The following is a 25,736-nucleotide window of genomic DNA, read 5'->3' as shown; positions in this document are numbered from 1 at the left end:
GCTGCCACCTCAGGATTAAGCCAGGATTGCGACGGTTACAGCAGGAAGCTCACACCCACGCTGAACAGCAAAGCGGCGAACAGCCGTTTCAGCAAGCGCGGCGACAACCGATGCGCCAAACGCGCGCCGATACGGGCGAAGACCATGCTGGTCAGGGCGATGCCCAACAACGCCGGCAAATACACAAAACCGAGACTATGCGGCGGCAACAACGGATCGTGCCAGCCCAGAATCATGAAACTTAATGCACTGACCAAGGCAATCGGCAGACCGCAGGCCGATGACGTTGCCACCGCTTGCTGCATCGGCACACTGCGCCAGGTCAGGAACGGCACGGTCAGCGAACCACCGCCGACGCCAAATATCGCCGAGGCCCAGCCGATGATGCTGCCGGCCACGGTCAGACCGAGTTTACCCGGCACCGTTCGGCTGGCCTTGGGTTTGATGTCCAGCGCCAGTTGCACCGAGATGATCAAGGCAAACACGCCGATGATCTTTTGCAAGTGCGGGCCGGAAATCGCTTCAGCGGTCAGCGCACCGAAACCTGCACCGAGCAGAATGCCGACGGCCATCCACATGAAGATCGGCCAGCGCACCGCGCCTCGTCGATGATGCTCACGCACGGCGTTGACCGAGGTGAAGATGATCGTCGCCAGCGACGTGCCGACCGCCAGATGGGTGAGAATCGATTGATCAAAGCCCTGCAAGGTGAAACTGAACACCAGCACCGGGACGATGATGATCCCGCCGCCGACGCCAAACAGTCCGGCCAGCACGCCCGCACAGGCGCCCAGCGCCAGATAGAGCAGAAATTCCATGACCGTCTCCCCAGACCGCATCCCCAAAACCGGAGCGGCATGGTAACGGATGCACACCCTTTGGCTCCACTGGCGATGGATGCACGGACGCCGGATGCGTAGAGTGAGCAAAAAACACACAAGGACCACCTTATGTGCCTGATTGTTTTCGCCTGGCGCCCGGGCCATGCCCAGCCGCTGATCGTCGCGGCCAACCGTGACGAATTCTACGCCCGGCCGAGCCTGCCGCTGGCGCAATGGCCGGAAGCGCCGCATGTGCATGCCGGGCGTGATCTTGAAGCCGGCGGCACCTGGCTGGGGATTGGTGCTAACGGGCGCTTTGCGGCGCTGACCAATATTCGTGATCCGCAGCAGCCGCCGGCGCGTAAATCGCGAGGGGAACTGGTGGCGCGGTTTCTGACCGGTGATCTGTCGATTGATGATTATTTGATCGATGTGGTTGGGCGTTCGGCGGAATATGCCGGGTTCAACCTGCTGCTCGGCAATAGTCATGAGCTGTGGCATTTCAATGCGCGGCTGTCGGAACCGGTGATGCTGGAATCGGGCGTCTATGGGTTATCCAATGCCGGGCTGGATACGCCGTGGCCGAAGTTGCTCAAGGCCAAGGCTGCGTTGGGTGCAGTGCTGGATGATCCGACGCCTGCGCGGTTGCTGGGGTTGTTGAGTGATGCGCAGACCGCGCCGGAAGCGGAATTGCCGGATACCGGGGTGGGGATGGCGACGGAGTCATTGTTGTCGAGTGTGTTTATTGCCAGCCAGAGTTACGGGACGCGGGCGAGTACGGCGTTGATTGTGCAGGCGGATGGGGCGCGGCGGATGGTCGAGCGGAGTTTTGGGCCGTATGGCGGGCATCTTGGGGAAGTTGAGGTTTGTGTCTAAGAGCAAACCCTCACCCCAGCCCTCTCCCAAAGGGAGAGGGGGCCGACCGGGGTGTCTTGGGCCATACATCGACCTGAAAGACTGAGTTGATTATGGATTCAACACAGAACTTTCAGATCGGTGGAGTTCTGCAGCATCCCCCAATCAGTCCCCTCTCCCTCCGGGAGAGGGTTAGGCGGGCGGCGTTCCGATGAGGGGCTTTTGATCTTCAGAGCGCTTTGACCACTGCCGGCGGATGCATCTTCGACAACCCAAGGTTCTTCAGCGCCAATTGCAGCGAGCTGTGGATAACTTGCGGGTTATCAATGGTCATCAGCTCCGCCAGCAAATCCTTGGCCTTGCTCAGATTGACCTGGCGCAGCATCCACTTCACTTTCGGCAAGTTGGTGGCGTTCATCGACAAACTGTCGAAGCCCATCGCCATCAACAGCACCGCCGCCGCCGGATCACCGGCCATCTCGCCGCAGATACTCACCGGTTTACCTTCGGCATGGGCATCGCGCACCACGGTTTGCAGGGCTTGCAGCACCGCCGGATGCAGATAATCGTAGAGATCGGCCACACGTGGGTTGTTGCGGTCGACCGCCAGCAGGTACTGGGTCAAGTCGTTGGAACCGACGGACAGGAAGTCGACCATCCGCGCCAGTTCCTTGGTCTGATACACCGCCGCCGGAATTTCGATCATCACGCCAATCGGCGGCATCGGCACGTCGGTGCCTTCGTCGCGCACTTCGCCCCAGGCCCGATGGATCAGGTGCAGGGCTTCTTCGAGTTCGTGGGTGCCGGAGATCATCGGCAGCAGAATCCGCAGGTTGTTCAGGCCTTCGCTGGCCTTGAGCATCGCGCGGGTCTGCACCAGGAAGATTTCCGGGTGGTCGAGAGTCACGCGAATACCGCGCCAGCCGAGGAACGGGTTGTCTTCCTTGATCGGGAAGTACGACAGCGACTTGTCACCGCCGATGTCGAGGCTGCGCATGGTCACCGGTTGCGGGTGGAACGCGGCGAGCTGCTCGCGGTAGATCGCCAGTTGTTCTTTCTCGCTCGGGAAGCGCTGGTTGATCATGAACGGCACTTCGGTGCGGTACAGGCCGACACCCTCGGCACCACGCTTCTGCGCCCGCGCCACATCGGCCAGCAGACCGGTGTTGACCCACAGCGGCATGCGGTGACCATCGAGGGTCACGCACGGCAGGTCGCGCAGGGTATCGAGGCCCAGCGCCAGTTGTTTCTCTTCTTCGACGACTTCGGCGAACTGCTTGCGCAGCACTTCGCTCGGGTTGGTGTAAACCTCGCCGCGTGTGCCGTCGACGATCATTTCGATGCCGTCGACCTTGGCGTACGGCAGGTCGACCAGACCCATCACCGTCGGAATGCCCATGGCCCGGGCCAGGATCGCCACGTGCGAGTTACCCGAACCGAGTACCGAGACCAGACCGACCAGCGTGCCTTCCGGCACTTCGCCGAGCATCGCCGGCGTCAGCTCTTCACTGACCAGAATGGTCTTTTCCGGGTAGACCAGGTTCTGCTGACGCTCTTCCTGCAAGTAGGCGAGCAGGCGCCGACCGAGGTCTTTGACATCCGACGCACGCTCACGCAGGTAGGCGTCGTCCATCAGTTCGAAACGGTTGACGTGTTCCGTGACCACCTGGCGCAGCGCGCCCTGGGCCCACTGGCCGGTCTTGATCACGGTGGTGATTTCGCTGCCCAGCGAGGCATCGTCGAGCATCATCAGGTAGACGTCGAACAACGCACGCTCTTCCGGGCGCAACTGGGTCGCAAGCTTGGCGGACAACGCGCGCATGTCGGCGCGCACGCCTTCGATGGCGGTCTTGAACAGCGCCAGCTCGGCGTTGATGTCGGTGATGGTCTTGTCCGGCACCACGTCCAGATCAGCCGGCGGCAGCATGACCACTGCAGTACCGACCGCCGCACCCGGCGAACCCGGCACGCCGACGAACTTGGCTTCCTGAATGCCTTTGCCCTGACGGCCCAGACCCCGGATCGAACCTGTGGCCTCGGCGTGGGCGATAACGCCGGCGAGCTGCGCGCTCATGGTCACGAGGAAGGCTTCTTCACCTTCGTCGAACTGACGGCGTTCCTTTTGCTGGATGACCAACACGCCGACGACGCGGCGGTGGTGGATGATCGGTGCACCGAGGAACGAGGCATACCGCTCTTCACCGGTTTCGGCGAAGTAACGGTAGCGCGGGTGATCCGCAGCGTTTTCGAGGTTCAGGGGTTCTTCACGCGTGCCGACCAGACCCACCAGACCTTCGTTGGGTGCCATGCTGACCTTGCCGATCGAGCGCTTGTTCAAGCCCTCGGTGGCCATCAGGACGAAGCGGTTGGTCTCGGGATCAAGCAGGTAGACCGAGCAGACCTGGCTGCCCATGGCCTCTTTGACGCGCAACACAATAATCCCCAACGCCGCCTTGAGATCCTTGGCGGAGTTAACTTCCTGGACGATCTTGCGCAGCGTATTGAGCATGGCTCGGGGTCGAACTCCGTCGTCAGTCGCGCGCTAAAAGGCGCGGGGCAAGCTCTTTGAGGGCGCGGCGATACACCTCGCGCTTGAATGTCACCACCTGGCCCAACGGATACCAATAGCTGACCCAGCGCCAGCCATCGAACTCCGGTTTACCGGTCAAATCCATCCGCACCCGCTGCTCGTTGGAGATCAGGCGCAGGAGAAACCATTTCTGTTTCTGGCCGATGCACAGCGGTTGGCTGTGGGTACGCACCAGACGTTGCGGCAAACGATAGCGCAACCAGCCCCGAGTACAGGCCAGTATTTCAACATCTTCACGTTCCAGGCCAACTTCTTCGTTCAGCTCGCGGTACAAGGCGTCTTCCGGCGTCTCTTCAGGGTTGATTCCCCCTTGCGGAAACTGCCAGGCATCTTGATTGATACGGCGAGCCCATAGCACCTGGCCGGCGTCATTCGTCAGAATGATCCCGACATTGGGGCGGAAACCATCGGGGTCGATCACGGCAACAACCTCGCAAACGCATGTCGCCGCATTGTTCCACAAAGGTTGATAAGGCGGCAACGAAGCTTCCTACCTTATGTGCACTCTTGTGAAAAGACCGTATTCTTGTCGCCTTTTTACAGACTTATCAGCGGGTAACTGCAATGCGCCTGGCACTCTTCGATTTGGACAACACCCTTCTGGGCGGCGACAGCGATCACGCTTGGGGCGACTATCTGTGTGAACGCGGCTTCCTCGATCCGATTGCGTACAAAGCGCGCAACGACGAGTTCTATCAGGATTACCTGGCCGGCAAACTGGATAACGCCGCGTACCTGAACTTCTGCCTGGAGATCCTCGGCCGCACCGAAATGGCCGTGCTTGATCAATGGCACAGCGATTACATGCGCGACTGCATCGAACCGATCGTGCTGCCGCAGGCGCTGGAACTGCTGAAAAAACACCGAGACGCTGGCGACAAACTGGTGATTATCACCGCGACCAACCGCTTCGTGACGGCGCCGATTGCTGTGCGACTGGGCGTTGAAACCCTGATCGCCACTGAATGTGAAATGGTTGATGGCCGTTACAGCGGGCGCAGCACTGATATTCCGTGCTTCCGTGAAGGCAAGGTGACGCGCCTGAACCGTTGGCTGGAAGAGACCGGGCATTCGCTGGACGACAGCTATTTCTATAGCGATTCGATGAATGACTTGCCGTTGCTGGAGCAGGTGGCGAACCCGGTCGCTGTCGATCCGGATCCGAATCTGCGGGCTGAAGCCGAGAAGCGTGGCTGGCCGGTGATTACTCTGCGCGACTGATGACGCCATCGCTGGCAAGCCAGCTCCCACAGGGACTATCAGTGGACACAAATTTTGTGGACAGCTCAAAAACCTGTGGGAGCTGGCTTGCCAGCGATTGGCTCGACTCGGTATGTAGCCTTAAACAGGCTTGGCCCCCATCAACGCCGCAATGGCGAGAAATCCGATGCCGCTGACAATCGCCAGCGCCAACGTGAATTTCCGGTTACCAACCCCGCTAGTCCACAACCGATTAAGCCGCACCAGCAACCACACTGCACTCAACGTGGCCACGGCATAGATCACGCTGGACCCCAGAATCCAGAACTGCCCCAGTGGCCAGCCGATCAGGTGGACCAACCACCAGCCGGTGAAAGGCATGCTCAGCATACCGATCAGCATCAAACACCAGATAAACAGCCAGGGACGCTGCATCGTGCTGGCCGGCCCTTCGCTGCGATTACGCCAGGTCAGAGCGGCGAGCCCCAGCCCGCTCGCGAGTATGACCACGGTCGCCGCGACGTGAAGGACTTTCAGGGTGGTCAGGGTTTCCATGTACTTCTCTTCCTTGGGCCATGCCCATCAGCGTAGCCGCTCAGCCAAGAAACAGCTGATAGGCCGGGTTCTCGCTTTCGTCCCAGTACGGATAACCGATTTCCTCAAGCGCCGCCGGCACCAGATGACGCTCGTCGTGCGGCACTTGCAGGCCCGCGACCACACGGCCATCGGCAGCGCCGTGGTTGCGGTAATGGAACATCGAAATGTTCCAGCGCCCACCGAGCTTATTAAGGAAGTTGAACAGCGCGCCCGGACGTTCCGGGAATTCGAAGCGGAACACCACTTCATCAATGACATGCGCCGCGTGACCGCCGACCATGTGGCGGATGTGCAACTTGGCCAGTTCGTTGTCGGTCAGGTCGATAACCGGGAAGCCCTGCTCGGTCAGGCTCGCCAGCAGCGCGCTGCGCGGGTCGTTTTCCGGGTGAGTCTGCACGCCAACGAAGATGTGCGCTTCGCTGCCGGTGTTGTAGCGGTAGTTGAATTCGGTGATCTGGCGCTTGCCCACAGCCTCGCAGAACGCTTTGAAGCTGCCGGCCTTCTCGGGGATGGTCACGGCGATGATCGCCTCGCGGCCTTCACCCAGTTCGGCGCGCTCGGCGACATGGCGCAAGCGGTCGAAGTTGACGTTGGCGCCGGAGTCGATCGCCACAAAAGTCTGGCCGCTGACACCGCGCTGCTCGACGTACTTCTTGATCCCGGCCACGCCCAACGCGCCAGCAGGTTCGGTGATCGAGCGGGTATCGTCGTAGATATCCTTGATTGCCGCACAGATCTCGTCGGTGCTGACGGTGATCACTTCATCCACATAGTCCTTGCAGATGTCGAAGGTGTGCTGACCGATCTGCGCCACGGCCACGCCGTCGGCAAAGATGCCCACGGTCGGCAGCACCACGCGTTCGCCGGCGGCCATCGCCGCTTGCAGGCAATTGGAGTCGTCAGGCTCGACGCCGATGACTTTGATGTCCGGGCGCAGGTATTTCACGTACGCAGCGATACCGGCGATCAGACCGCCACCGCCGACCGGGACGAAAATCGCGTCCAGCGGCTGCGGGTGCTGGCGCAGGATTTCCATCGCCACGGTGCCCTGCCCGGCAATGGTGTGCGGATCATCGTACGGGTGGATGTAGACGTAGCCTTTCTCATCGACCAGCTTCAGCGAGTAGGCCAGGGCTTCCGGGAACGAATCACCGTGCAGCACCACTTTGCCACCGCGCGAACGCACGCCTTCGACTTTGATTTCCGGAGTGGTCTTGGGCATGACGATGGTGGCTTTGACGCCCAGTACTTTCGCCGCCAGGGCCAGGCCTTGCGCGTGGTTGCCCGCCGATGCGGTGACTACGCCACGGGCGCGCTCTTCATCGCTCAGTTGCGTCAGCTTGTTGTAGGCGCCGCGAATCTTGAACGAGAACACCGGCTGCAAGTCTTCGCGCTTGAGCCAAATGTCATTGCCCAGCCGCTCGGAGAGCTGGCGAGCGTTCTGCAGCGGGGTTTCTACGGCAACGTCATAAACGCGCGAGGTGAGGATCTTTTTGACGTACTGTTCGAGCATCGGAAAGCATCACTGAGCGGTTGAGCGGGACCGAGGAGTCTAACCCGGCTTTTGCCCGCACGACCACACGAATCCAGAGGTTTTAGCCGCGCTTGCGGCTATAATGCCGGCCTTTCCGTTCTCTCCTTGCCCGCTTCCGGAGCCCGCATGACCCAGGATCAACTCAAACAGGCAGTGGCTCAGGCCGCCGTCGACTTCATCCTTCCGAAACTCGACGACAAAAGCATCGTCGGGGTCGGCACCGGCTCCACTGCCAACTGCTTCATCGACGCACTGGCTCAGCACAAGGGCGCGTTCGATGGCGCGGTCGCCAGTTCTGAAGCCACCGCCGCGCGCCTCAAGGGTCACGGGATTCCGGTGTATGAGCTGAACACCGTCAGCGACCTGGAGTTCTACGTCGACGGCGCCGATGAAAGCGACGCGCATCTGAACCTGATCAAGGGCGGCGGCGCGGCCCTGACCCGCGAGAAGATCGTTGCGGCCGTGGCCAAAACTTTCATCTGCATCGCCGACGCCAGCAAACTGGTGCCGGTGCTGGGCGAGTTCCCGCTGCCAGTCGAAGTGATCCCGATGGCCCGCAGCCACGTCGCCCGCCAACTGGTGAAACTGGGCGGCGACCCGGTGTACCGCGAAGGCGTGCTGACTGACAACGGCAACATCATTCTCGATGTGTTCAACCTGCAGATCACCAACCCGGTGGAACTGGAAGCGCAGATCAATGCGATTGTTGGCGTGGTCACCAACGGCTTGTTCGCGGCGCGTCCGGCGGATCTGTTGTTGCTGGGTACCAGCGAAGGTGTGAAAACCCTGAAGGCTGAGTAAGTCCAGTCACCCACACATCTGTGGACAGACGAATAAACCGGTAGGAGTGAGCCTGCTCGCGATAGCGGTGTGTCAGTTGATATAAATGTCGACTGACACACCGCTATCGCGAGCAGGCTCACTCCTACATTGGTTTTGTGGTGTTGGTTAGTTTGGCGTTGGTTTTTTGAAGACGTAGAACAGGTTCGGTTCGCTCACCAGGTACAGCGTGCCGTCATCATCCATCGCAATCCCTTCCGCCTGCGGCACGGTTTTCTTCAAACCCTGACGCCCGCCACTGATCGACATGGTGCTCAACGGACGCCCGTCGACATCCAGCTCCAGAATCAATCGCGACTCATCCGACAGCGCCAGCAAATGCCCGCTGCGCTCGTCGTACTGCAAACTCGACAGATCGCGCACGAACATCCCGGCATCGCGCTTGGGGTTGTTGATCACGTGCACCGCGTAGGACTTTTCCGGGTTGAAGTGCGGAAAGCCATGCACTTCGTAGATCAGCATCGGATCGCGCTCTTTTGCAACAAACAGGCGCTTGCCGACTGAATCATAGGCCAACCCCTCGAACCCCTTGTTGCCACTCATGTGCACACCGAGGGTCATCTGCTCGGCGTCGGCCGCATCGAGGAAGGTCGTGTCTTTTTCCAGATGAATCTTGATCAGCCGCTGCTGGCGCTCATCAGTGATCACGTAAGTATCGGCGCTGATGAACTCGACCGCTTCCGGGTCGCCGAAGCCGATCAGGGCGATGCGCCGCAGGATCTTGCCCTCCAGCGACAACTCGACCAGTTCGGCATTCTTGTTGGTCACGGTGAACAGGCTTTTGCGCACCGGATCGAAGGTCAATGCTGAAACATCGTCGTTCAGCCCGTCGATGACCCGCGCCTCGATCTCGACCCGATATTGGTCCAGAGCAATGGACTCACTGCTCTGCGTCTGCCACAACGTATGCAGGTTGAACCAGGCACGCTCGAACAGGCGCATGTATTGGCCGATCGCAATCAACGCGATCAGGGCCATCACCGACAGAAGGATAAACAGAGGTTTGGGACGGGCAAGTCGACGCATTCGGGCGGGCTCGAAGTCAAAACAGGCGGATGAAATATCACGCACGTCTGAACTGAAGCTTAATGGCCACTTGCCTGTCAGGACAATCAGACTTGTCTGAAATTGCCGCGAGGACAGTTATCGCTGTTTTTCGAAGCGATAAAACAGGTTCGGCTCGCTGACCATGTACAGCGTGCCCGCCTCGTCCATGGTCACGCCTTCGGCGCGAGGAATGGTTTTCTTCAGGCCGTTGAAACCGCCAAGCAAGGTCATGAAACTGACCTGTTCGCCCTTCTCGTCCAGTTCCAGGAGCAAGTGCGAATCAGCGGAGAGCACCAATGTATGGCCGGTGCGCGGATCAATGGCCAAGGCTGAGAGGTTGCGGATATCCAGCTCATCGCTATCCAGCTTCTGCTTGTCGCCCTTCAGCGTCTGGCTGCCGTCGCTTTTCCAGGTAAACAACGCCGGCGGTCGTTCCTCGCCCAGCAGCAGTTGCTGATTGCGCGGGTCCCAGGTGATGGCTTCGAAAGCCTTGTTCTGATCTTTCGACGGGCCGAGGTCGTATTTCGGGAAATCGGCGATATTCAGCTCGCGGGTGTTGGCGTCGACTTTGACGATAGAGAGCATGTGCTCACGCTCGTCGACAATCGCCATCAAGCCGTTTTCCATGACGGTCAGGCCTTCGGGATTGCTCCAGCCCTTGAGCGGCATCTTGCGTAGAACATCGCCTTGCAGGCTCAGCTCAGCGAGAAACGGGTTCTTGCCCATCACCGAAAACAGGGTTTTGGTCTGCGGGTTATAGGACAGGTCGGAGGCTTCGTCCTTCTCCATGCCCGGCAGCAACTTTGCATCGATCACTGCGCGATAGTCCGGTAGCCAGACGCTTTCCTTCTGCTCGGCCGGGCTCTCGAAACGCTCCAGTACCCAGAGCACGCCACGGTCATCCCAATGCATGGCGAACGCCAGGCCATAAGCGGCGACAATGGCCAGTAGCAGCCAGGAATACCAACGCAGGGCAAAACGAGAGCGGCGGACGGGTTTGAGCTGAGTTGGAGAGGACATCGAAGGACGCGTTCCGAAAATTCAGGCTATGGGTAATAGCACAAAGAGACCGGCTCAGACGCCAGAATTACGGAAATTATCCAGACAGGATGTGAAAAAAACGGCAAATGGCGGGATTGTCGTGTGTTGCCGGCAACTTTCAGGGCGCCACAAAACAATGTGGGAGCGAGCCTGCTCGCGAAAGACGGAGTGTCAGGCAACGATGATGTCGACTGACCTGGCGCCTTCGCGAGCAGGCTCGCTCCCACAGGGGATTTGCGGCGTGGCGATTAGCGCACGCTGCTGGTGAAGCTGCTCGCACCGACCAGTTCGAGGACGATGTCGTCACCAACGTTCAGCGGGCCGACGCCGACTGGCGTGCCGGTGAGGATCACGTCACCCGCCTGCAGCGAGAAGCAGCCAGCCATGTGCTGGATCATCGGCACGATCGGGTTGAGCATCGCACTGCTGTTGCCGTCCTGGCGGACTTCGCCGTTGATGGTCAGGCGAATACCGATGTCGGTCAGATCAGCGAAGGTGCTGCCGACTACGAACGGAGCAATTACCGCTGCGCCGTCGAACGACTTGGCGATTTCCCACGGCAGGCCCTTGGCTTTCAGCTCGGCCTGCTTGTCGCGCAGGGTCAGGTCCAGCGCCGGGGCGAAACCGGAGATGGCGTCGAGCACTTCTTCACGGCTTGGCTTGGTCGACAATGGCTTGCCGATCAACACGGCGATTTCCGCTTCGTAGTGCACCGAGCCGCGCTCGGTCGGAATGGCAAAACCGCCTTCCAGCGGCACCACGCAACTGCCCGGCTTGATGAACAGCAACGGCTCGGTAGGCACCGGGTTGTCCAGTTCCTTGGCGTGTTCGGCGTAATTACGGCCAATGCACACGACTTTCCCGATCGGGAAGTGGATGCGCGTGCCGTCGACGTACTGGTGCTGATAGCTCATTTACCGACTCCTGCCTTCATTGATTCATCAAAGATTACAGATCAAACCGCGAAGATCTTGCCCGGGTTCATGATGCCGTTCGGGTCGAACACCGCTTTAACCGCTTTCATGTACTCGATCTCAACCGGCGAGCGGCTGTAGGTCAAGTAATCGCGTTTGGTCATGCCCACGCCGTGTTCGGCGGAAATCGAACCGTTGTACTTCTCGACGGTTTCGAACACCCACTTGTTGACGGTCGCGCACTTGGCGAAGAACTCGTCCTTGCTCAGGTTATCCGGCTTGAGGATGTTCAAGTGCAGATTGCCGTCGCCGATGTGGCCGAACCAGACGATTTCGAAGTCCGGGTAGTGTTCGCCGACGATCGCGTCGATTTCCTTCAGGAACGCCGGTACTTTCGACACGGTGACCGAGATGTCGTTCTTGTACGGCGTCCAGTGCGAGATGGTCTCGGAGATGTACTCGCGCAGCTTCCACAGGTTCTGCAGTTGGGTTTCGCTCTGGCTCATCACGCCGTCCAGCACCCAGCCCTGCTCGACGCAGTGCTCGAAGGTTTCCAGCGCGCTGTTGGCCACTTCTTCGGTGGTCGCTTCGAACTCCAGCAACGCGTAGAACGGGCAATCGGTTTCGAACGGCGCCGGTACGTCGCCACGGCCCATGACTTTGGCCAGGGCTTTGTCGGAGAAGAATTCGAACGCGGTCAGGTCGAGCTTGCCCTGGAAAGCGTGCAGCACCGGCATGATCGAATCGAAATCGGCGGTGCCGAGGACCATCGCGGTGAGGTTTTTCGGCGCGCGATCGAGGCGCATGGTCGCTTCGACGACGAAACCCAGCGTGCCTTCAGCGCCGATGAACAGCTGGCGCAGGTCGTAACCGGTGGCGTTCTTGATCAGGTCTTTGTTCAGTTCGAGCACATCGCCCTTGCCGGTGACGACTTTCATGCCGGCCACCCAGTTACGGGTCATGCCGTAGCGAATCACTTTGATCCCGCCAGCATTGGTGCCGATGTTGCCGCCAATCTGGCTGGAACCTGCCGAGGCGAAGTCGACCGGGTAATACAGGCCTTTTTCTTCGGCGACGTTCTGCAAATGCTCAGTGACCACCCCCGGCTGACAAACGGCGGTGCGGTCAGTGAGGTTCACGTCGAGAATCTGATTCATGTAGTCGAACGAGACCACCACTTCACCATTCGCCGCCACCGCAGCGGCGGAAAGCCCGGTGCGCCCGCCCGACGGCACCAGCGCCACCTTGTGCGTATTGGCCCAGCGGACAACCGCCTGCACCTGCTCGATGGTCTTGGGAAACACAATGGCGCTGGGCGCCGGGGCGAAGTGCTTGGTCCAATCCTTGCCGTATGCATTCAGGGAGTCGGCGTCGGTCAGGACCTTGCCAGGCTCGACCAGGGTCTTCAGTTCATCAATCAGGGCAGGATTGGTCATCGACAGAACTCTCGAACAATTCATGGTCATCCTGAGAACGCTTCACGTCGCAGGAATGAGTGTTTAGCGGGGAGGCTATGCTAGCATATCGACCCCGCAGGACAGTGCCCAAGGCCAGATCCGCGGAGACGACTTTCTTGTCGTCCGGGTCAGCGTCTGTTGACCATTTCCTGCCATTTTTCTCCGGGATACAGGTTTACGCAGATGAGCAAGACTTCTCTCGATAAGAGCAAGATCAAGTTCCTTCTTCTCGAAGGCGTCCACCAATCGGCTGTCGACGTCCTCAAGGCGGCGGGCTACACCAGCATCGAATACCTGACAGGTTCCTTGCCGGAAGCCCAGCTCAAGGAAAAGATCGCTGACGCTCACTTCATCGGCATTCGTTCGCGCACCCAACTGACCGAAGAGATCTTCGATCACGCGAAGAAGCTGGTTGCGGTCGGCTGTTTCTGCATCGGCACCAACCAGGTCGACCTGAGTGCTGCCCGTGAGCGCGGTATTGCCGTGTTCAACGCGCCTTACTCCAACACCCGCTCCGTAGCCGAGCTGGTGCTGGCCGAAGCGATCCTGCTGCTGCGCGGCATCCCGGAGAAAAACGCTTCCTGCCACCGTGGCGGCTGGATCAAATCCGCAGCCAATTCCTTCGAGATCCGTGGCAAGAAACTGGGCATCGTCGGCTACGGCTCGATCGGTACGCAGCTGTCGGTTCTGGCTGAAGGTCTGGGCATGCAGGTGTACTTCTATGACACCGTGACCAAGCTGCCGCTGGGCAACGCGACCCAGATCGGTAGCCTGACCGAACTGCTGGGCATGTCCGACATCGTCACCCTGCACGTTCCGGAAACCGCTGCGACCCAGTGGATGATCGGCGAGAAGGAAATCCGCGCCATCAAGAAGGGCGGCATTCTGATCAACGCGGCGCGTGGCACCGTGGTTGAACTGGACGCCCTGGCGGACGCGATCAAGGACAAGCACCTGATCGGCGCGGCCATCGACGTCTTCCCGGTGGAGCCACGCTCCAATGACGAAGAGTTCGAAAGCCCGCTGCGTGGCCTCGACAACGTCATCCTGACCCCGCACATCGGTGGTTCGACCGCCGAAGCGCAAGCCAACATCGGTCTGGAAGTGGCAGAGAAACTGGTCAAGTACAGCGACAACGGTACCTCCGTTTCGTCGGTAAACTTCCCGGAAGTGGCCCTGCCGGCTCACCCTGGCAAGCACCGCCTGCTGCACATCCACGAGAACATCCCGGGCGTGATGAGCGAGATCAACAAGGTCTTCGCCGAAAACGGCATCAACATCTCCGGTCAGTTCCTGCAGACCAACGAGAAGGTTGGCTACGTGGTGATCGACGTCGACGCCGAGTACTCGGATCTGGCGCAAGAGAAGCTGCAGCACATCAACGGCACCATCCGTAGTCGTGTGTTGTTCTGATCGAACGCTGAGCGAAAAAAAAGGGAGCCTTCGGGCTCCCTTTTTCATGCACGGCGAAACGGTTATTCGACGTTGATGGTGATTTTCTTCGAGACGATTGGCGGATCGAATGCCATGTGACCGCTGTCGCCAAGTTCCAGCTGCAAGGTGTGTTTGCCCGGGGCGAGCTTGATGTCAGCCTGGGTCTGCGCCTTGCCGAAGTGCATATGGTTGGCATCGGTAGGGACAACCGAACCGGCAGGAACAATGTCCTTGGCGTCGATCAGCAGGTGATGGTGACCGGTGTTCTTGGTGACATCACCGGCCGGCGCCAGGGCGACGTCCTTGGTACCGAACTTGACGGTGAAAGTCTGCGAAACCGTGGCCCCGTCCTCGGGAGAAACGATGAACACTTCGGCGCCTTTTGGCGCGGGTGTGGCAGCACTGGCCAGCACCGAAACACCCATCAGCACACCCGCCAACGTTGCACGTGACATAAAGCTTTTCATTTTCTTCTCCAGTTTTCCGTAAAATCCGCACGGTCATGACAACTTCATGACCATTCGTTGTCGAAGGCACTCGACAACCATAGCAAAGCGAGCCTGACTCAGAGCGTCGCATTAATGATTTCAAAGGAGTGACCATGCGCTTTTTGCCTGGCCTGATCTGCCTGCTACCCCTTTTGAGCCCTTTGGCTCACGCCGAACTGATTGATGACGTCAACGACCGTGGCGAGCTGCGCATAGCCCTTGAGGCTAATACACCGCCCTTCAATTACAAGGATGACGGCGACAAACTCACGGGGTTCGAGGTCGAGCTTGGACAACTATTGGCTAACGAGCTGGATGTTCGCGCCGACTTCATCGTCACCGACGAGGCCGATCTGCTCCAGGGCGTCGAAAGCGGCAAGTACGACGTCGCGCTCAATCACATAGCACTGACACCCGAACTCAAGGATCGTTTCGACTTCAGCGAACCTTATGGCAAGGTCGATTCGCAGTTGCTGGCGAGAAAAGATGAGCAGCCACGGCCGATGGTCTTGGTGCAGACGCTGACCGACGCCAAGCCAAAGGCAAGCGCACCGGTGGAGTTGGCGATACCGTTTCAGAAGGGTAATCCGGCGTTTCAGGCCAGCCTTGCGAGTGCGATGCAGCGGATCAAAGCGGATGGGCGTCTGGCGGCGCTGTCCGAAAAATGGTTGAAGCCTTAAAAGCCCCTCACCCTAGCCCTCTCCCGGAGGGAGAGGGGACTGATTGGGGGATGCTTGAGAGGGACTTCGACCTGAAATGGATGTGCCGAATCCGAAATCGGCTGGTCATGGCTTTGTCGAATCCATAGTCGATAAGGTCTTTCAGGTCGATGAATAGTGCCAGACACTTCGGTCGGCCCCCTCTCCCTCCGGGAGAGGGCTGGGGTGAGGGCAACGATTGCGGATCAATCCAAAGCAGCAAGGGCCAGCGCGGCCTGCGGCAGTTCAAGCTCGCTGAACACCTGCACTCCATGGCGCTTGAGCAACGCCGCCGTCACCCCTTCGCCATTGACCTTGACGCCACTGAACGACCCGTCATACGTCAGCAAATTCCCGCAAGAAGGACTGTTGGCCTTCAGCACCGCCACGCGAACCCCGTGCTTCTGCACCAGCTCCAGCGCCTGCCGCGCGCCATCCAGAAACTGCGCACTGACATCCTCGCCATCAGTGGTGATCACCGCAGCGACGCCATCCAGCACCTCAGCACCCTGCCCGCCCGGAATCTCCGCCGCCGCCCGTGGCGTCGGCAACCCCCCGGCAACCTCCGGACACAACGGCACCACCCGCCCTTTGGCAATCCACTGTTCAAGCAGATCAAACGGCCCGCTCGCGCCACCGTCATAACGCACGCGATGACCCAACAGGCAGCGGCTGACCAGAATCTTGTCCATCTCAGAACGGCTCGTTGCCACGGCGACGGAACCAGCCGGTCAGCGACAGGCGCTCGCGGTGCGCCGGCAATACTTCGTGCGGCACTTCGCCGGAAAGAAACACCACCAGACAGCCGCCGGTAGGCTGCACGTCATGCACGCGCTCATCGTTCAGGTACATGCGCAACTGACCACCGTCCTCCGGCAGCCACGCGTCATTGAGGTAGACCACCACCGAGACCATGCGCTTGTCATCGTCGCGAAAACGGTCGACATGCCGGCGATAAAACGCGCCGGGCGGATACAGGGCGAAATGGCATTCAAAATCTTCGAGGCCGAGGAACAAGCCCCGGTTGAGCGCCTCGCGCAGGCTCTCCATCAGATTCAGGTAACGATCGCTGGACTCGGCCTGACCGGGGTCGATCCACTGAATATGGTCGCCACGAATTCCTTCGCGAATCTCTGAAAACGGCCCACGGCCAACCGCTGCCGGCGCCAGCTCACCTTCGGCCTCACGTTTACGGCACTCAGCGGCCAGCTCGCGGGTCAAACCGGCGGGCAGGAAGATGTTCTGCTGCGACCAGCCATGCTCGGCCAGGTCGTCGACAATGCGTAACAGCAGCGGGTGTTCAGAGGATATTTGCATGGCGCGCATAGTATGCCGCCGGCGAAAAATCCGACAGAGCCACGCGGCGGCTTGATACGAATTCTCGACAAGTACCGGCACCGCACGGAGAATAGTCCGCTGCTGACAGGAGTCCCTATGCGCCGTTTGCTTTTTTCACTGTTGATGTTCTGCGTTTTGCCCGCCTGGGCGGACGGCCACGATCAGCTGTACAAGGTCGCCGGCTGGCCAGAACAACGCGCGCATTTCAACGACGCCCTGACGGCTGCACAGCAGCGTTATCAGAACAGTCTGCCGCCCGCCGTTTTTCAAGCGCTGGTCAACAATAGTAACCAGCGCTTCGCCCCGCAGGCCGTGGATCAACGCGCCGAAGCACAACTGCGGCAGAAGCTTGCCGACCCGAAACCGGCACTGACCTTCTTTCAATCGCCACTGGGCAAAAAAATCGTCGCCGCTGAACTGCTCGCGACCCGTCGCGATCAACTGGCGAAAAACGCCAAAGGGCTGCCGAAGATGCAGGTCAGCGACAGCCGTCTGCTGATCATCGGCCACCTCGCTCAAGCATTACCTGCCCGTGAAGCCGGCGCCGAAGTCAGCCTGGCGATTGCCGGCGTCGCGGCAGACAGCTTGAGCTCGATGATTCCGGGACTGCTCGGCGGTGGTCAGGCGCAGGGTATGTTGAACGGTCAGCGTCAGCGCTTGATGGATCAGATTGGCGCGGACATGAACAACACGTTGCTCTATGTCTATCGCGATCTGTCGGATGAAGAGCTGGAAGAGTTTGCGACGTTTGCCGAGTCGGCTGAGGGCAAGGCCTACTATCAGGCGGCGTTGGCGGCGATTCGGGCGGGGTTGGCGGTCGGGCAATGATCTTCGTCGTCTCTTAGACCGCTATCGCGAGCAGGCTCACTCCTACAGGGGTACGCATTCCAAATGTAGGAGTGAGCTTGCTCGCGAAGGGGCCCTCACAAGCGCTAGAGATTCCGGCCCCTGATCCGCTTGCTCAAGAACTCGAAATACTCCTCACGCATCTCCACCGTCTCATTCGCCAGATGATGCCGGGCCTCGGCCAGTAGCAGAATCTGCGGCCGGTCGAACTTCCACTTCAACACCTGCAGATTGTGCTGCCAGTCCACCGTCATGTCCGCCTGCCCCTGAATGATCAGTGGCCGTCGCGGACTTTTTTTCGCGTGCTCGACGCGGATGATCCAGCGCGACAATGCACCGACCCATTTCGTCGGCAAGCGTCGCGGCTGTAACGGATCGGTCTGCAGAAACGGCAGAAAATCCGGATCGTTGGAGTTCTCGCTGAAGCGTCGCGTGACACCTCGTACAAAAGGCCTGAGCAGGTAATAACTCAGTTGCGACCAGCCCCACGCCCGTGGCCGCACCAGCGGCGCGAGCAAAATCACCTGCCCCTGCGCCGGACTGTTTTGCGCGTGATTGAGTAAATGATCGACGACAATCGCGCCGCCGGTGCTCTGCCCACACAGGTGCCAAGGCTGCGGCAGCGCGATCGATTGCGCCTCGGCGAACAAGGCTTGCAGAACGTCCTGATATTCCGAGAAGTCGCGAATGCTCGCGCGCGGCCCGCTCGATAGACCATGGCCCGGCAAATCGCAGGCGATCACGGCAAAGTCCTGATCCAGCGCCCACTCGATCACATGCCGGTAGAGCCCGGTGTGATCGTAATAACCATGCAGCAGAAACAGCGTCGCCTTGACCTTCTCCGGCCACCAGCAATGGCTGACCACTTCATAACCATCGACCTCGAAACGGCCCATGCCACGCCAGACATCGCGATGGGGAAAATCGGTTTTATAAAACTGCTGGTACGCCTTGGCCTCGTCCGACAACGGCTGCCACTCGGCCAATGGCTTGAGGCTGGCGCGGATTTGATCGGGGTCGAAAGTGGCAGGCATGCGGGAATTCCAAAACGGTAAACAGACTTTATCGGCCTGCGATATTCATCTGTCGTGGCAGACATGGCAAGCTAGCCCACCTTTTCGGGATCGAAAACCATGCGTTCGCCCTACCGCACCGCACTGTTTGCCAGCCTGCTCGCGCTGATCTGCGCCGGGGTGCTGTGGGCCGCGTACGACTGGTTTCAGGGGCGTTACCTGCGCGCATTCAGCGAACACACCGCGGTGTTTTCCGGTGATCCGCTGCGCCTGCCGGACAATCTCGCCGGTCCCGGCAAGATCCGTCTGGTGCATTTCTGGGACCCGGCCTGCCCGTGCAATGTCGGCAACCAACAGCATCTGACCGAGATGGTCGAGCAGTTCGGCGCCAAGGGTGTCGAGTTCTTCGCGGTGCAAAAGACTGGCAGCCACGGGCAGTTGCCGGCCAACCTCAGCAGTCTGAAAACCATCACGATATTGCCCGGCTCCGAGCAAGTCCCCGCCAGCCCGGCCGTGGCGATCTGGGACCGCAGCGGCAAACTGGCCTACTTCGGTCCGTACAGCGAAGGCCTGACCTGCAATTCCAGCAACAGTTTTATCGAACCGATTTTGAATGCCCTGACGGAAGATCGCCCGGTCAACGCCACGCACACCCTGGCAGTCGGTTGTTACTGCCCGTGGCCAGTGGAGACACAGTAAGGCATTCCGGACTTTTCAAGGACAGCGCTGCACGGCACAGAAGGTCTGTGCTAATTGTTTGCAGCCCGACGGGCGGCAATCCCGCCTGCACAAGGAGTCACCATGAAGCGCGTGTTCACCGTACTTGGCTTGCTCATCGTTGTTCTGCTTGCCGGCGTCGGCTGGTATGTCTACAGCAAACAACCCACACGCCAGGGCCAGGTCGAACTGCGCAACCTGCAGGGTTCGGTGACCGTGCGTTACGACGAACGCGGTGTGCCGCACATTCGTGCCGAGAACGAAACCGACCTCTACCGCGCGCTCGGCTATGTGCATGCCCAGGATCGGCTGTTCCAGATGGAAGCGATGCGCCGTCTGGCCCGTGGCGAACTGGCCGAAGTGCTCGGGCCGAAACTGCTCGACACCGACAAACTGTTCCGCAGCCTGCGCATCCGTGAGCGCGCCGCCAGTTACGTTGCCAGTCTCGATAAACAGTCGCCGGCGTGGAAGGGCCTGCAAGCCTATCTGGATGGCATCAACCAATATCAGGACACCCACGCTGCGCCAATCGAGTTCGACGTGCTGGGCATCCCCAAAAGACCGTTCACGGCAGAAGACAGCATCAGTGTCGCCGGTTACATGGCCTACAGCTTTGCCGCCGCGTTTCGCACCGAACCGTTGCTGACCTACGTGCGCGATCAGTTGGGCGCCGATTACCTCACCGTCTTCGATCTCGACTGGCAGCCCAAGGGCGTGCTGGTCAACGGTCATGCCAAGCAGGTGCCAGCGCTCGCCGCCGGCGACTGGAAAGACCTCAACGCCCTTGCTCGCCTCAGCGAACAGGCACTGATCGACAACGGCTTGCCGCAGTTCGAAGGCAGCAACGCCTGGGTGATCTCGGGCAGTCGCAGCCAGAGCGGCAAACCGCTGCTGGCCGGTGACCCGCACATTCGTTTCTCAGTGCCGTCGGTGTGGTACGAGGCGCAGTTGTCGGCGCCGGGTTTTGAGCTGTACGGCCATCATCAGGCGCTGGTGCCGTTTGCGTTTCTGGGGCACAACCTCGATTTCGGCTGGAGCCTGACCATGTTCCAGAACGACGATCTGGATCTGATCGCCGAGAAGGTCAACCCGGATAACCCGAATCAGGTCTGGTATCGCGGCCAGTGGACCGACATGCTCGTCACGCAGCAGCAGATCAACGTGAAGGGCCAGTCGCCGGTGACCCTCACCCTGCGTCAATCGCCTCACGGGCCGATCGTCAACGATGCGCTCGGCACGGCCGCCGGTAAAACCCCGATTGCGATGTGGTGGGCCTTCCTCGAAACGCCAAACCCGATCCTCGAAGGCTTCTACCAGCTCAACCGCGCCGACACCTTGGCCAAGGCTCGCGCCGCAGCGGCGAAAGTGCAGGCACCGGGGCTGAATCTGGTTTACGCCAACGCCAAGGGTGATATCGCCTGGTGGGCCTCGGCATTGCTGCCCAAGCGCCCGGCCGGGGTCAGACCAGAATTCATTCTCGATGGCAGCAGCAATCAGGCAGACAAGGACGGTTTCTACCCGTTCAGCGCCAATCCGCAGGAAGAGAACCCGGCGCGCGGCTACATCGTTTCGGCCAACTTCCAGCCGCTGTCACCGACCGGCATGGAGATTCCCGGCTACTACAACCTCGCCGATCGCGGTCAACAGCTCGATCGCCAGCTCAGCGACAAGAACATCAAGTGGACGAACGAGGCCAACCAGAAGCTGCAACTCGGCACCGCGACCGGTTACGGCCCGCGCGTGTTGGCGCCTTTGCTGCCGGTGCTGCGTGAAGTGGTGAGCGACCCGGCGCAGCTGAAACTGGTCGAGCAACTGGCGCAGTGGCCGGGCGACTATCCGCTGGATTCGGTCAATGCAACGGTGTTCAACCAGTTCCTCTACGACCTCGCCGATGCGGCAATGCGTGATGAGTTGGGCAATGATTTCTTCGACACTTTGCTGTCGACGCGGGTGATCGATGCGGCGCTGCCGAGGCTGGCGGCGAATGCCGATTCGCCGTGGTGGGATAACCGCAGCACACCGAACAAGGAGACCCGTGCCGATGTTGTGCGCACGGCGTGGCAGGCGAGCATGCAGCATTTGAAGCTGACCCTCGGCGACAACACTGCCGAGTGGAAATGGGGCACGGCGCACACATTGACCCATGGCCATCCGTTGGGGCAGCAGAAGCCGCTGGATCGAATATTCAACGTCGGGCCGTTTGCGGCGCCGGGCAGTCATGAAGTGCCGAACAATCTGTCGGCGAAGATCGGCCCGGCGCCGTGGCCGGTAACTTACGGGCCATCGACGCGGCGCTTGGTGGATTTTGCCGATCCGGCGCATGGGTTGACGATTAACCCGGTTGGGCAGAGTGGTGTGCCGTTTGATAGCCACTATGACGATCAGGCTGAGGCGTATGTCGACGGGATGTATGTGCAGGCGCATTTCAGTGAGGAAGAGGTGACGGCGAATACGCGCAGTACGTTGAAGCTGTTGCCGGCGCGGGCACCTTAAAAGCCCCTCACCCTAGCCCTCTCCCAGAGGTAGAGGGGACTGACCGAGGTGTCTTTTGTCATACATCGACCTGAAAGAGCGGTGTCGATTATGGATTCGGCACAGCAATTTCACGTCGGCGTATCTCCTCAATATCCCCGTCTCGGCCCCCTCTCCCTCTGGGCGGTCCGACGTTTCGGGAGGGCTGGGGTGAGGGTGAGGTTTAAAGCACCACCGCAAAATTCAGCCGAAACTGCTGCGGCGTCACGCCTAACCTTCGGTTAAACACCCCGCGCATATGCTGCGCATCGCGAAACCCGCACTGATACGCCACCGTCTTCAACGGCGCCGCGGTGCTTTCCAGCATCACCCGCGCCGCATCCACCCGCGCCCGCTCGACAAACTCCGCCGGGGTGACTTTGGCTTCCCGGGCAAACACTCGGGAGAAATTGCGCGCACTCATGTTCGCCGCATTGGCCAGATCGGCAATCGTCAGATCGCCAGTGAGATTGGCCAGCACATACAACTGCACCATCGCCACCGCCGACGTCGGCTCTGCATGCGGCGTCAGGAACGGACTGAACTGCGACTGGCCACCAGAGCGCTGGGTGAACACCACCAGTCGCTTGGCCACGCTCAGCGCCACTTCAGCGCCGTGATCCCGCGCCAGCAAATACAACGACAGATCGATCCCCGCCGTCACCCCCGCCGAGGTGTAGAGCGCGCCGTCCTCGACGTACAGGCGATCGGCTTCGACCTGCGTGGTCGGACACAACTGCGCCAATGCCTCGGCATCGTTCCAGTGCGTGGTGACGGTGCGCCCCTCCAGCAACCCCGCGCGAGCGAGCATGAACGCGCCATTGCAGATTGAACCGAAGCGCTGCGCCCGTGAACACGCCCCGCGCAGCCAATCATCAAATGTCGCGCCAAAATCCATGAATGGCAGTTGCGGGCCGCCAGCGACCAGCAACAGGTCGTAGGCCTCGAGGGCTTCGCTGAAGTGGCGATGAGCATTCAGGCTCAAACCGTTGGAACAGGCCATCGGTGTTTTTTCCAGGCCGATCACTTCCAGCCGATAGTGATCTTCCGGCGCGAGGAAGCGATTGGCTTCGGCGAACACATCCATGGGGCCGGTGACGTCGAGCGACTGCACGCCTGCGAACACAACGATGGCGACGGTTCTATTCATGGCAGTGGATTCCCTTTCAAGAGCAAAAGATCGCCGCCTGCGGCAGCTCCTACAGGGGAATGCGGGCTTCTGTAGGAGCTGCCGCAGGCGGCGATCTTTAAGCTTGGCACGATTTGCAGGTGGATTGGCAAGGATCGCAGCCATGCGCCGATTGTTCGCTTTCAGCGTCGGGAACAGACTTTCCCCATCAGCGCCACGACGGCGCTTTCAGAAAGGAAAGCACCATGAGCACAACCATCGCCGGCATCAAAATACCCGACAGCGCCCTCGCCCGCGCCACCACCGAGTACATCCGCGACATCGAATCAGACCTGCTTTATCACCATTCGCGCCGGGTGTTTTTGTTCGGCGCGCTGAGCGGTGAGCGCCAGCAACTGGCCTACGATCCGGAGCTGCTTTACGTCGGCGCGATGTTCCATGACCTCGGTCTGGTCGAAGGTCATCGCAGTGATGACGAGCGTTTTGAGGTGGACGGTGCTAACGCAGCGGCGGCGTTTCTCAAACCGTACGGGTTGAGCGATGACGACATCGAGCAGGTCTGGCTGTCGATTGCCCTGCACACCACGCCGGGCGTGCCCAAGCATCTGCGTCCAACCGTGGCGCTGGTGACCGCTGGTGTGGAAATGGACGTGCTGGGTATGGATTACGCAGCCTTCAGCACCGTGCAGCGTGAGGCGGTGGTGCATGCGCACCCGCGTGGGGAAGGTTTCAAGGAATGCATCATCTGCACGTTTGCCGATGGCTTGCGGCATCGTCCGCAGACCACGTTTGGCAATGTGAAAACTGATGTGCTGAAGGATCAGCAGCCGGGGTTCAAGCCGATGAACTTTGTCGAGGTCATCCGCCAATCACCCTGGACTGCGTAAATCCCATTGTAGGAGTGAGCCTGCTCGCGATAGCGGTGTGTCAGCTGAAAAATCCCTGGCTGATACACCGCTATCGCGAGCAGGCTCACTCCTACATTTGGAATTGGGTTGCCCTCGATATTGAGGCCAACCCGATATCGCTTACGCGGCTTCCGGGCTTGGCGCCCGGCGCACGTCCGGCTGCTTCCACGAATCGGCTGCGCTTTCTTCGATGGCTTGCTGGATGGCTTTCTTGCGGGCTTCTTCGGCACGGCGGCTGAAGAACCAGACCATGAAAGTCACGATCGATACCGCCAGCAGAATCAGACTCGCCACGGCGTTGATCTCAGGCTTCACACCCAGACGAACTGCCGAGAACACTTCCATCGGCAGGGTCGTCGAACCCGGGCCGGAAACGAAGCTCGCCAGCACCAGGTCATCCAGCGACAGCGCGAAGGACATCATGCCGCCCGCCGCCAGTGATGGCGCGATCATCGGGATGGTGATCAGGAAGAACACCTTCCACGGCCGTGCACCCAGATCCATCGCCGCTTCTTCGATCGACAGGCCCAGTTCACGCAGGCGGGCGGGGGCTACCCCCCCCCCATACGCCGCACAGAACGTCGTGTGAGCAATCCAGATGGTGACGATGCCACGTTCCTGCGGCCAACCGATCATCTGCGCCATGGCCACGAACAGCAGCAACAGCGACAGACCAGTGATCACTTCCGGCATCACCAACGGCGCTGTCACCAGGCCGCCGAACAGGGTGCGGCCCTTGAAGCGCGTGATGCGCGTCAGTACGAACGCTGCCAGTGTGCCCAGCGCCACCGCGGCAACCGCGGTGTAGCAGGCAATTTCCAGCGAGCGCAGCACCGAGCCCATCAGTTGGGTGTTGTCGAGCAGGCCGACGTACCACTTGATCGACCAGCCGCCCCACACCGTTACCAGTTTGGAGGCGTTGAACGAGTAGATCACCAGGATCAGCATCGGCAGGTAGATGAACAACAAACCGATGACCAGCATCAGGCTGGAGAAACGGATGCGCTTCATTCTTTACCCTCCATTTCCTTGGCCTGACTGCGGTTGAACAGAATGATCGGCACGATCAGGATCGCCAGCATCACCACCGCCAGCGCGGACGCCACCGGCCAGTCACGGTTGTTGAAGAACTCTTGCCAGAGCACTTTGCCGATCATCAGGGTTTCCGGACCGCCGAGCAGTTCCGGGATCACGAACTCGCCGACCACCGGGATGAACACCAGCATGCAGCCGGCAATGATCCCGTTCTTGGACAGCGGAATGGTGATTTTCCAGAAGCTGTTGAAGGTGCTTGAACCAAGGTCGGAAGCGGCTTCCAGCAAGCTTTGATCGTGCTTCACCAGGTTGGCGTACAGCGGCAGAATCATGAACGGCAGATACGAGTAGACGACGCCGATGTATACCGCGAGGTTGGTGTTGAGGATCTGCAGCGGCTCGTCAATGAAGCCCATGCTCATCAGGAAACCGTTGAGCAGACCGTTGTTGCTGAGAATGCCCATCCACGCGTAAACGCGGATCAGGATCGCGGTCCAGGTCGGCATCATGATCAGCAGCACCAGCACCGTTTGCATCTCTTTACGGGCAGTGGCGATGGCGTAGGCCATCGGGTAGCCGATCAGCAGGCAGAGGATGGTGCTGATCAGCGCCATCTTCAGCGAGCCGAGGTAAGCGGCGATGTACAACTCGTCGCCCGCCAGCATCGCGTAGTTGCCCAGGTTCAGCAGCAGTTGCAGCTTCTGCTCGGCGTACGTGTAGATC

At 60.1% G+C, this 25,736-nt stretch carries 25 protein-coding genes; 9 read left to right on the top strand and 16 right to left on the bottom strand.

Going from position 1 to position 25,736, the window contains the following annotated elements; translation table 11 throughout:
* Nucleotides 1–35: 35 nt before the first annotated feature.
* On the bottom strand, nt 36–818 hold the full coding sequence (locus tag AK821_RS02825) for a sulfite exporter TauE/SafE family protein (RefSeq protein WP_034153705.1): 783 nt from the start codon (nt 816–818) through the stop codon (nt 36–38).
* 132 nt (nt 819–950) lie between these two features.
* Here AK821_RS02825 and AK821_RS02820 point away from each other — a divergent pair, with 132 nt between their 5' ends.
* Nucleotides 951–1,697: an NRDE family protein gene (locus AK821_RS02820; RefSeq protein ID WP_064388034.1), complete on the top strand. Its 747-nt coding sequence runs from the start codon at nt 951–953 to the stop codon at nt 1,695–1,697.
* Nucleotides 1,698–1,905: 208 nt separating this feature from the next.
* Here AK821_RS02820 and ptsP read toward each other — a convergent pair whose 3' ends face one another.
* On the bottom strand, nt 1,906–4,185 hold the full coding sequence (ptsP, locus tag AK821_RS02815) for a phosphoenolpyruvate--protein phosphotransferase (RefSeq protein WP_064388033.1): 2,280 nt from the start codon (nt 4,183–4,185) through the stop codon (nt 1,906–1,908).
* Nucleotides 4,186–4,207: 22 nt separating this feature from the next.
* Entirely contained in the window at nt 4,208–4,687 is a 480-nt protein-coding gene (locus AK821_RS02810) for an RNA pyrophosphohydrolase (protein ID WP_003229203.1), read from the bottom strand.
* Nucleotides 4,688–4,830: 143 nt separating this feature from the next.
* Here AK821_RS02810 and AK821_RS02805 point away from each other — a divergent pair, with 143 nt between their 5' ends.
* The gene (locus AK821_RS02805; RefSeq protein WP_064388032.1) at nt 4,831–5,487 is read left to right on the top strand and encodes an HAD family hydrolase; all 657 of its coding nucleotides are present in this window, start codon (nt 4,831–4,833) and stop codon (nt 5,485–5,487) included.
* A gap of 120 nt (nt 5,488–5,607) precedes the next feature.
* On the opposite strand, the gene AK821_RS02800 is transcribed toward AK821_RS02805, so the two are convergent.
* Nucleotides 5,608–6,021 (bottom strand): DUF2269 family protein, encoded by a 414-nt coding sequence (locus AK821_RS02800; protein WP_064388031.1) that lies wholly within the window; start codon nt 6,019–6,021, stop codon nt 5,608–5,610.
* Between the two features lie 40 nt (nt 6,022–6,061).
* Complete coding sequence (ilvA, locus tag AK821_RS02795; RefSeq protein WP_064388030.1) at nt 6,062–7,576, bottom strand: threonine ammonia-lyase, biosynthetic; 1,515 nt, start codon at nt 7,574–7,576, stop codon at nt 6,062–6,064.
* 147 nt (nt 7,577–7,723) lie between these two features.
* On the opposite strand from ilvA, the gene rpiA reads away from it, so the two are divergent.
* A complete protein-coding gene (rpiA, locus tag AK821_RS02790) occupies nt 7,724–8,398 on the top strand; it encodes a ribose-5-phosphate isomerase RpiA (protein WP_007913886.1) in 675 nt (224 codons plus the stop codon).
* 147 nt (nt 8,399–8,545) lie between these two features.
* Here the strand turns inward: rpiA and AK821_RS02785 are convergent, their stop codons facing one another.
* From AK821_RS02785 to AK821_RS02770, 4 genes are all read right to left on the bottom strand, one after another.
* Nucleotides 8,546–9,463 carry an SdiA-regulated domain-containing protein gene (locus AK821_RS02785; protein ID WP_064388029.1) on the bottom strand — a complete coding sequence of 306 codons (918 nt, stop codon included), beginning with the start codon at nt 9,461–9,463 and terminating at the stop codon, nt 8,546–8,548.
* Between the two features lie 117 nt (nt 9,464–9,580).
* Nucleotides 9,581–10,504: an SdiA-regulated domain-containing protein gene (locus AK821_RS02780; RefSeq protein WP_064388028.1), complete on the bottom strand. Its 924-nt coding sequence runs from the start codon at nt 10,502–10,504 to the stop codon at nt 9,581–9,583.
* A gap of 269 nt (nt 10,505–10,773) precedes the next feature.
* A complete protein-coding gene (locus tag AK821_RS02775) occupies nt 10,774–11,439 on the bottom strand; it encodes a fumarylacetoacetate hydrolase family protein (protein WP_064388027.1) in 666 nt (221 codons plus the stop codon).
* A 41-nt stretch (nt 11,440–11,480) separates the two neighbouring features.
* Nucleotides 11,481–12,875: an FAD-binding oxidoreductase gene (locus tag AK821_RS02770; RefSeq protein ID WP_064116316.1), complete on the bottom strand. Its 1,395-nt coding sequence runs from the start codon at nt 12,873–12,875 to the stop codon at nt 11,481–11,483.
* Nucleotides 12,876–13,079: 204 nt separating this feature from the next.
* Here AK821_RS02770 and serA point away from each other — a divergent pair, with 204 nt between their 5' ends.
* Nucleotides 13,080–14,309 carry a phosphoglycerate dehydrogenase gene (gene serA / locus AK821_RS02765; RefSeq protein ID WP_008085296.1) on the top strand — a complete coding sequence of 410 codons (1,230 nt, stop codon included), beginning with the start codon at nt 13,080–13,082 and terminating at the stop codon, nt 14,307–14,309.
* 62 nt (nt 14,310–14,371) lie between these two features.
* On the opposite strand, the gene AK821_RS02760 is transcribed toward serA, so the two are convergent.
* A complete protein-coding gene (locus AK821_RS02760) occupies nt 14,372–14,797 on the bottom strand; it encodes a DUF4399 domain-containing protein (protein ID WP_064388026.1) in 426 nt (141 codons plus the stop codon).
* 134 nt (nt 14,798–14,931) lie between these two features.
* Between AK821_RS02760 and AK821_RS02755 the strand changes: the two genes are divergently transcribed.
* Nucleotides 14,932–15,498 (top strand): transporter substrate-binding domain-containing protein, encoded by a 567-nt coding sequence (locus tag AK821_RS02755; protein ID WP_064388025.1) that lies wholly within the window; start codon nt 14,932–14,934, stop codon nt 15,496–15,498.
* Between the two features lie 224 nt (nt 15,499–15,722).
* Here AK821_RS02755 and AK821_RS02750 read toward each other — a convergent pair whose 3' ends face one another.
* Both AK821_RS02750 and AK821_RS02745 read right to left on the bottom strand, forming a co-directional pair.
* Entirely contained in the window at nt 15,723–16,208 is a 486-nt protein-coding gene (locus AK821_RS02750) for a DUF523 domain-containing protein (protein WP_064388024.1), read from the bottom strand.
* A 1-nt stretch (nt 16,209) separates the two neighbouring features.
* Nucleotides 16,210–16,842, bottom strand: a complete 633-nt coding sequence (locus AK821_RS02745) for a 2OG-Fe(II) oxygenase (protein ID WP_064388023.1) — start codon at nt 16,840–16,842, stop codon at nt 16,210–16,212.
* Between the two features lie 108 nt (nt 16,843–16,950).
* Here AK821_RS02745 and AK821_RS02740 point away from each other — a divergent pair, with 108 nt between their 5' ends.
* The gene (locus AK821_RS02740; protein ID WP_064388022.1) at nt 16,951–17,682 is read left to right on the top strand and encodes a DUF2059 domain-containing protein; all 732 of its coding nucleotides are present in this window, start codon (nt 16,951–16,953) and stop codon (nt 17,680–17,682) included.
* A gap of 104 nt (nt 17,683–17,786) precedes the next feature.
* Here the strand turns inward: AK821_RS02740 and AK821_RS02735 are convergent, their stop codons facing one another.
* Nucleotides 17,787–18,734, bottom strand: a complete 948-nt coding sequence (locus tag AK821_RS02735; RefSeq protein WP_064388021.1) for an alpha/beta hydrolase — start codon at nt 18,732–18,734, stop codon at nt 17,787–17,789.
* 99 nt (nt 18,735–18,833) lie between these two features.
* On the opposite strand from AK821_RS02735, the gene AK821_RS02730 reads away from it, so the two are divergent.
* Together AK821_RS02730 and AK821_RS02725 are read left to right on the top strand one after the other, a co-directional pair.
* On the top strand, nt 18,834–19,412 hold the full coding sequence (locus AK821_RS02730) for a DUF6436 domain-containing protein (RefSeq protein WP_064388020.1): 579 nt from the start codon (nt 18,834–18,836) through the stop codon (nt 19,410–19,412).
* Between the two features lie 102 nt (nt 19,413–19,514).
* Complete coding sequence (locus AK821_RS02725) at nt 19,515–21,923, top strand: penicillin acylase family protein (protein ID WP_064388019.1); 2,409 nt, start codon at nt 19,515–19,517, stop codon at nt 21,921–21,923.
* A 202-nt stretch (nt 21,924–22,125) separates the two neighbouring features.
* Here the strand turns inward: AK821_RS02725 and AK821_RS02720 are convergent, their stop codons facing one another.
* On the bottom strand, nt 22,126–23,091 hold the full coding sequence (locus tag AK821_RS02720; RefSeq protein ID WP_064388018.1) for a GlxA family transcriptional regulator: 966 nt from the start codon (nt 23,089–23,091) through the stop codon (nt 22,126–22,128).
* Between the two features lie 224 nt (nt 23,092–23,315).
* On the opposite strand from AK821_RS02720, the gene AK821_RS02715 reads away from it, so the two are divergent.
* Nucleotides 23,316–23,957 (top strand): HD domain-containing protein, encoded by a 642-nt coding sequence (locus tag AK821_RS02715; protein ID WP_064388017.1) that lies wholly within the window; start codon nt 23,316–23,318, stop codon nt 23,955–23,957.
* A gap of 141 nt (nt 23,958–24,098) precedes the next feature.
* On the opposite strand, the gene AK821_RS02710 is transcribed toward AK821_RS02715, so the two are convergent.
* On the bottom strand, nt 24,099–24,989 hold the full coding sequence (locus AK821_RS02710; RefSeq protein WP_064388016.1) for an ABC transporter permease subunit: 891 nt from the start codon (nt 24,987–24,989) through the stop codon (nt 24,099–24,101).
* Nucleotides 24,986–25,736: ABC transporter permease subunit (locus AK821_RS02705; RefSeq protein WP_064388015.1), on the bottom strand; the 751-nt coding region annotated here is incomplete at its 5' end. The genes AK821_RS02710 and AK821_RS02705, both read right to left, overlap by 4 nt.

The organism is Pseudomonas sp. RIT-PI-r (assembly GCF_001297015.1).
Classification (GTDB): Bacteria; Pseudomonadota; Gammaproteobacteria; order Pseudomonadales; family Pseudomonadaceae; genus Aquipseudomonas.
This window is presented reverse-complemented; position numbering and strand designations above follow the sequence as displayed.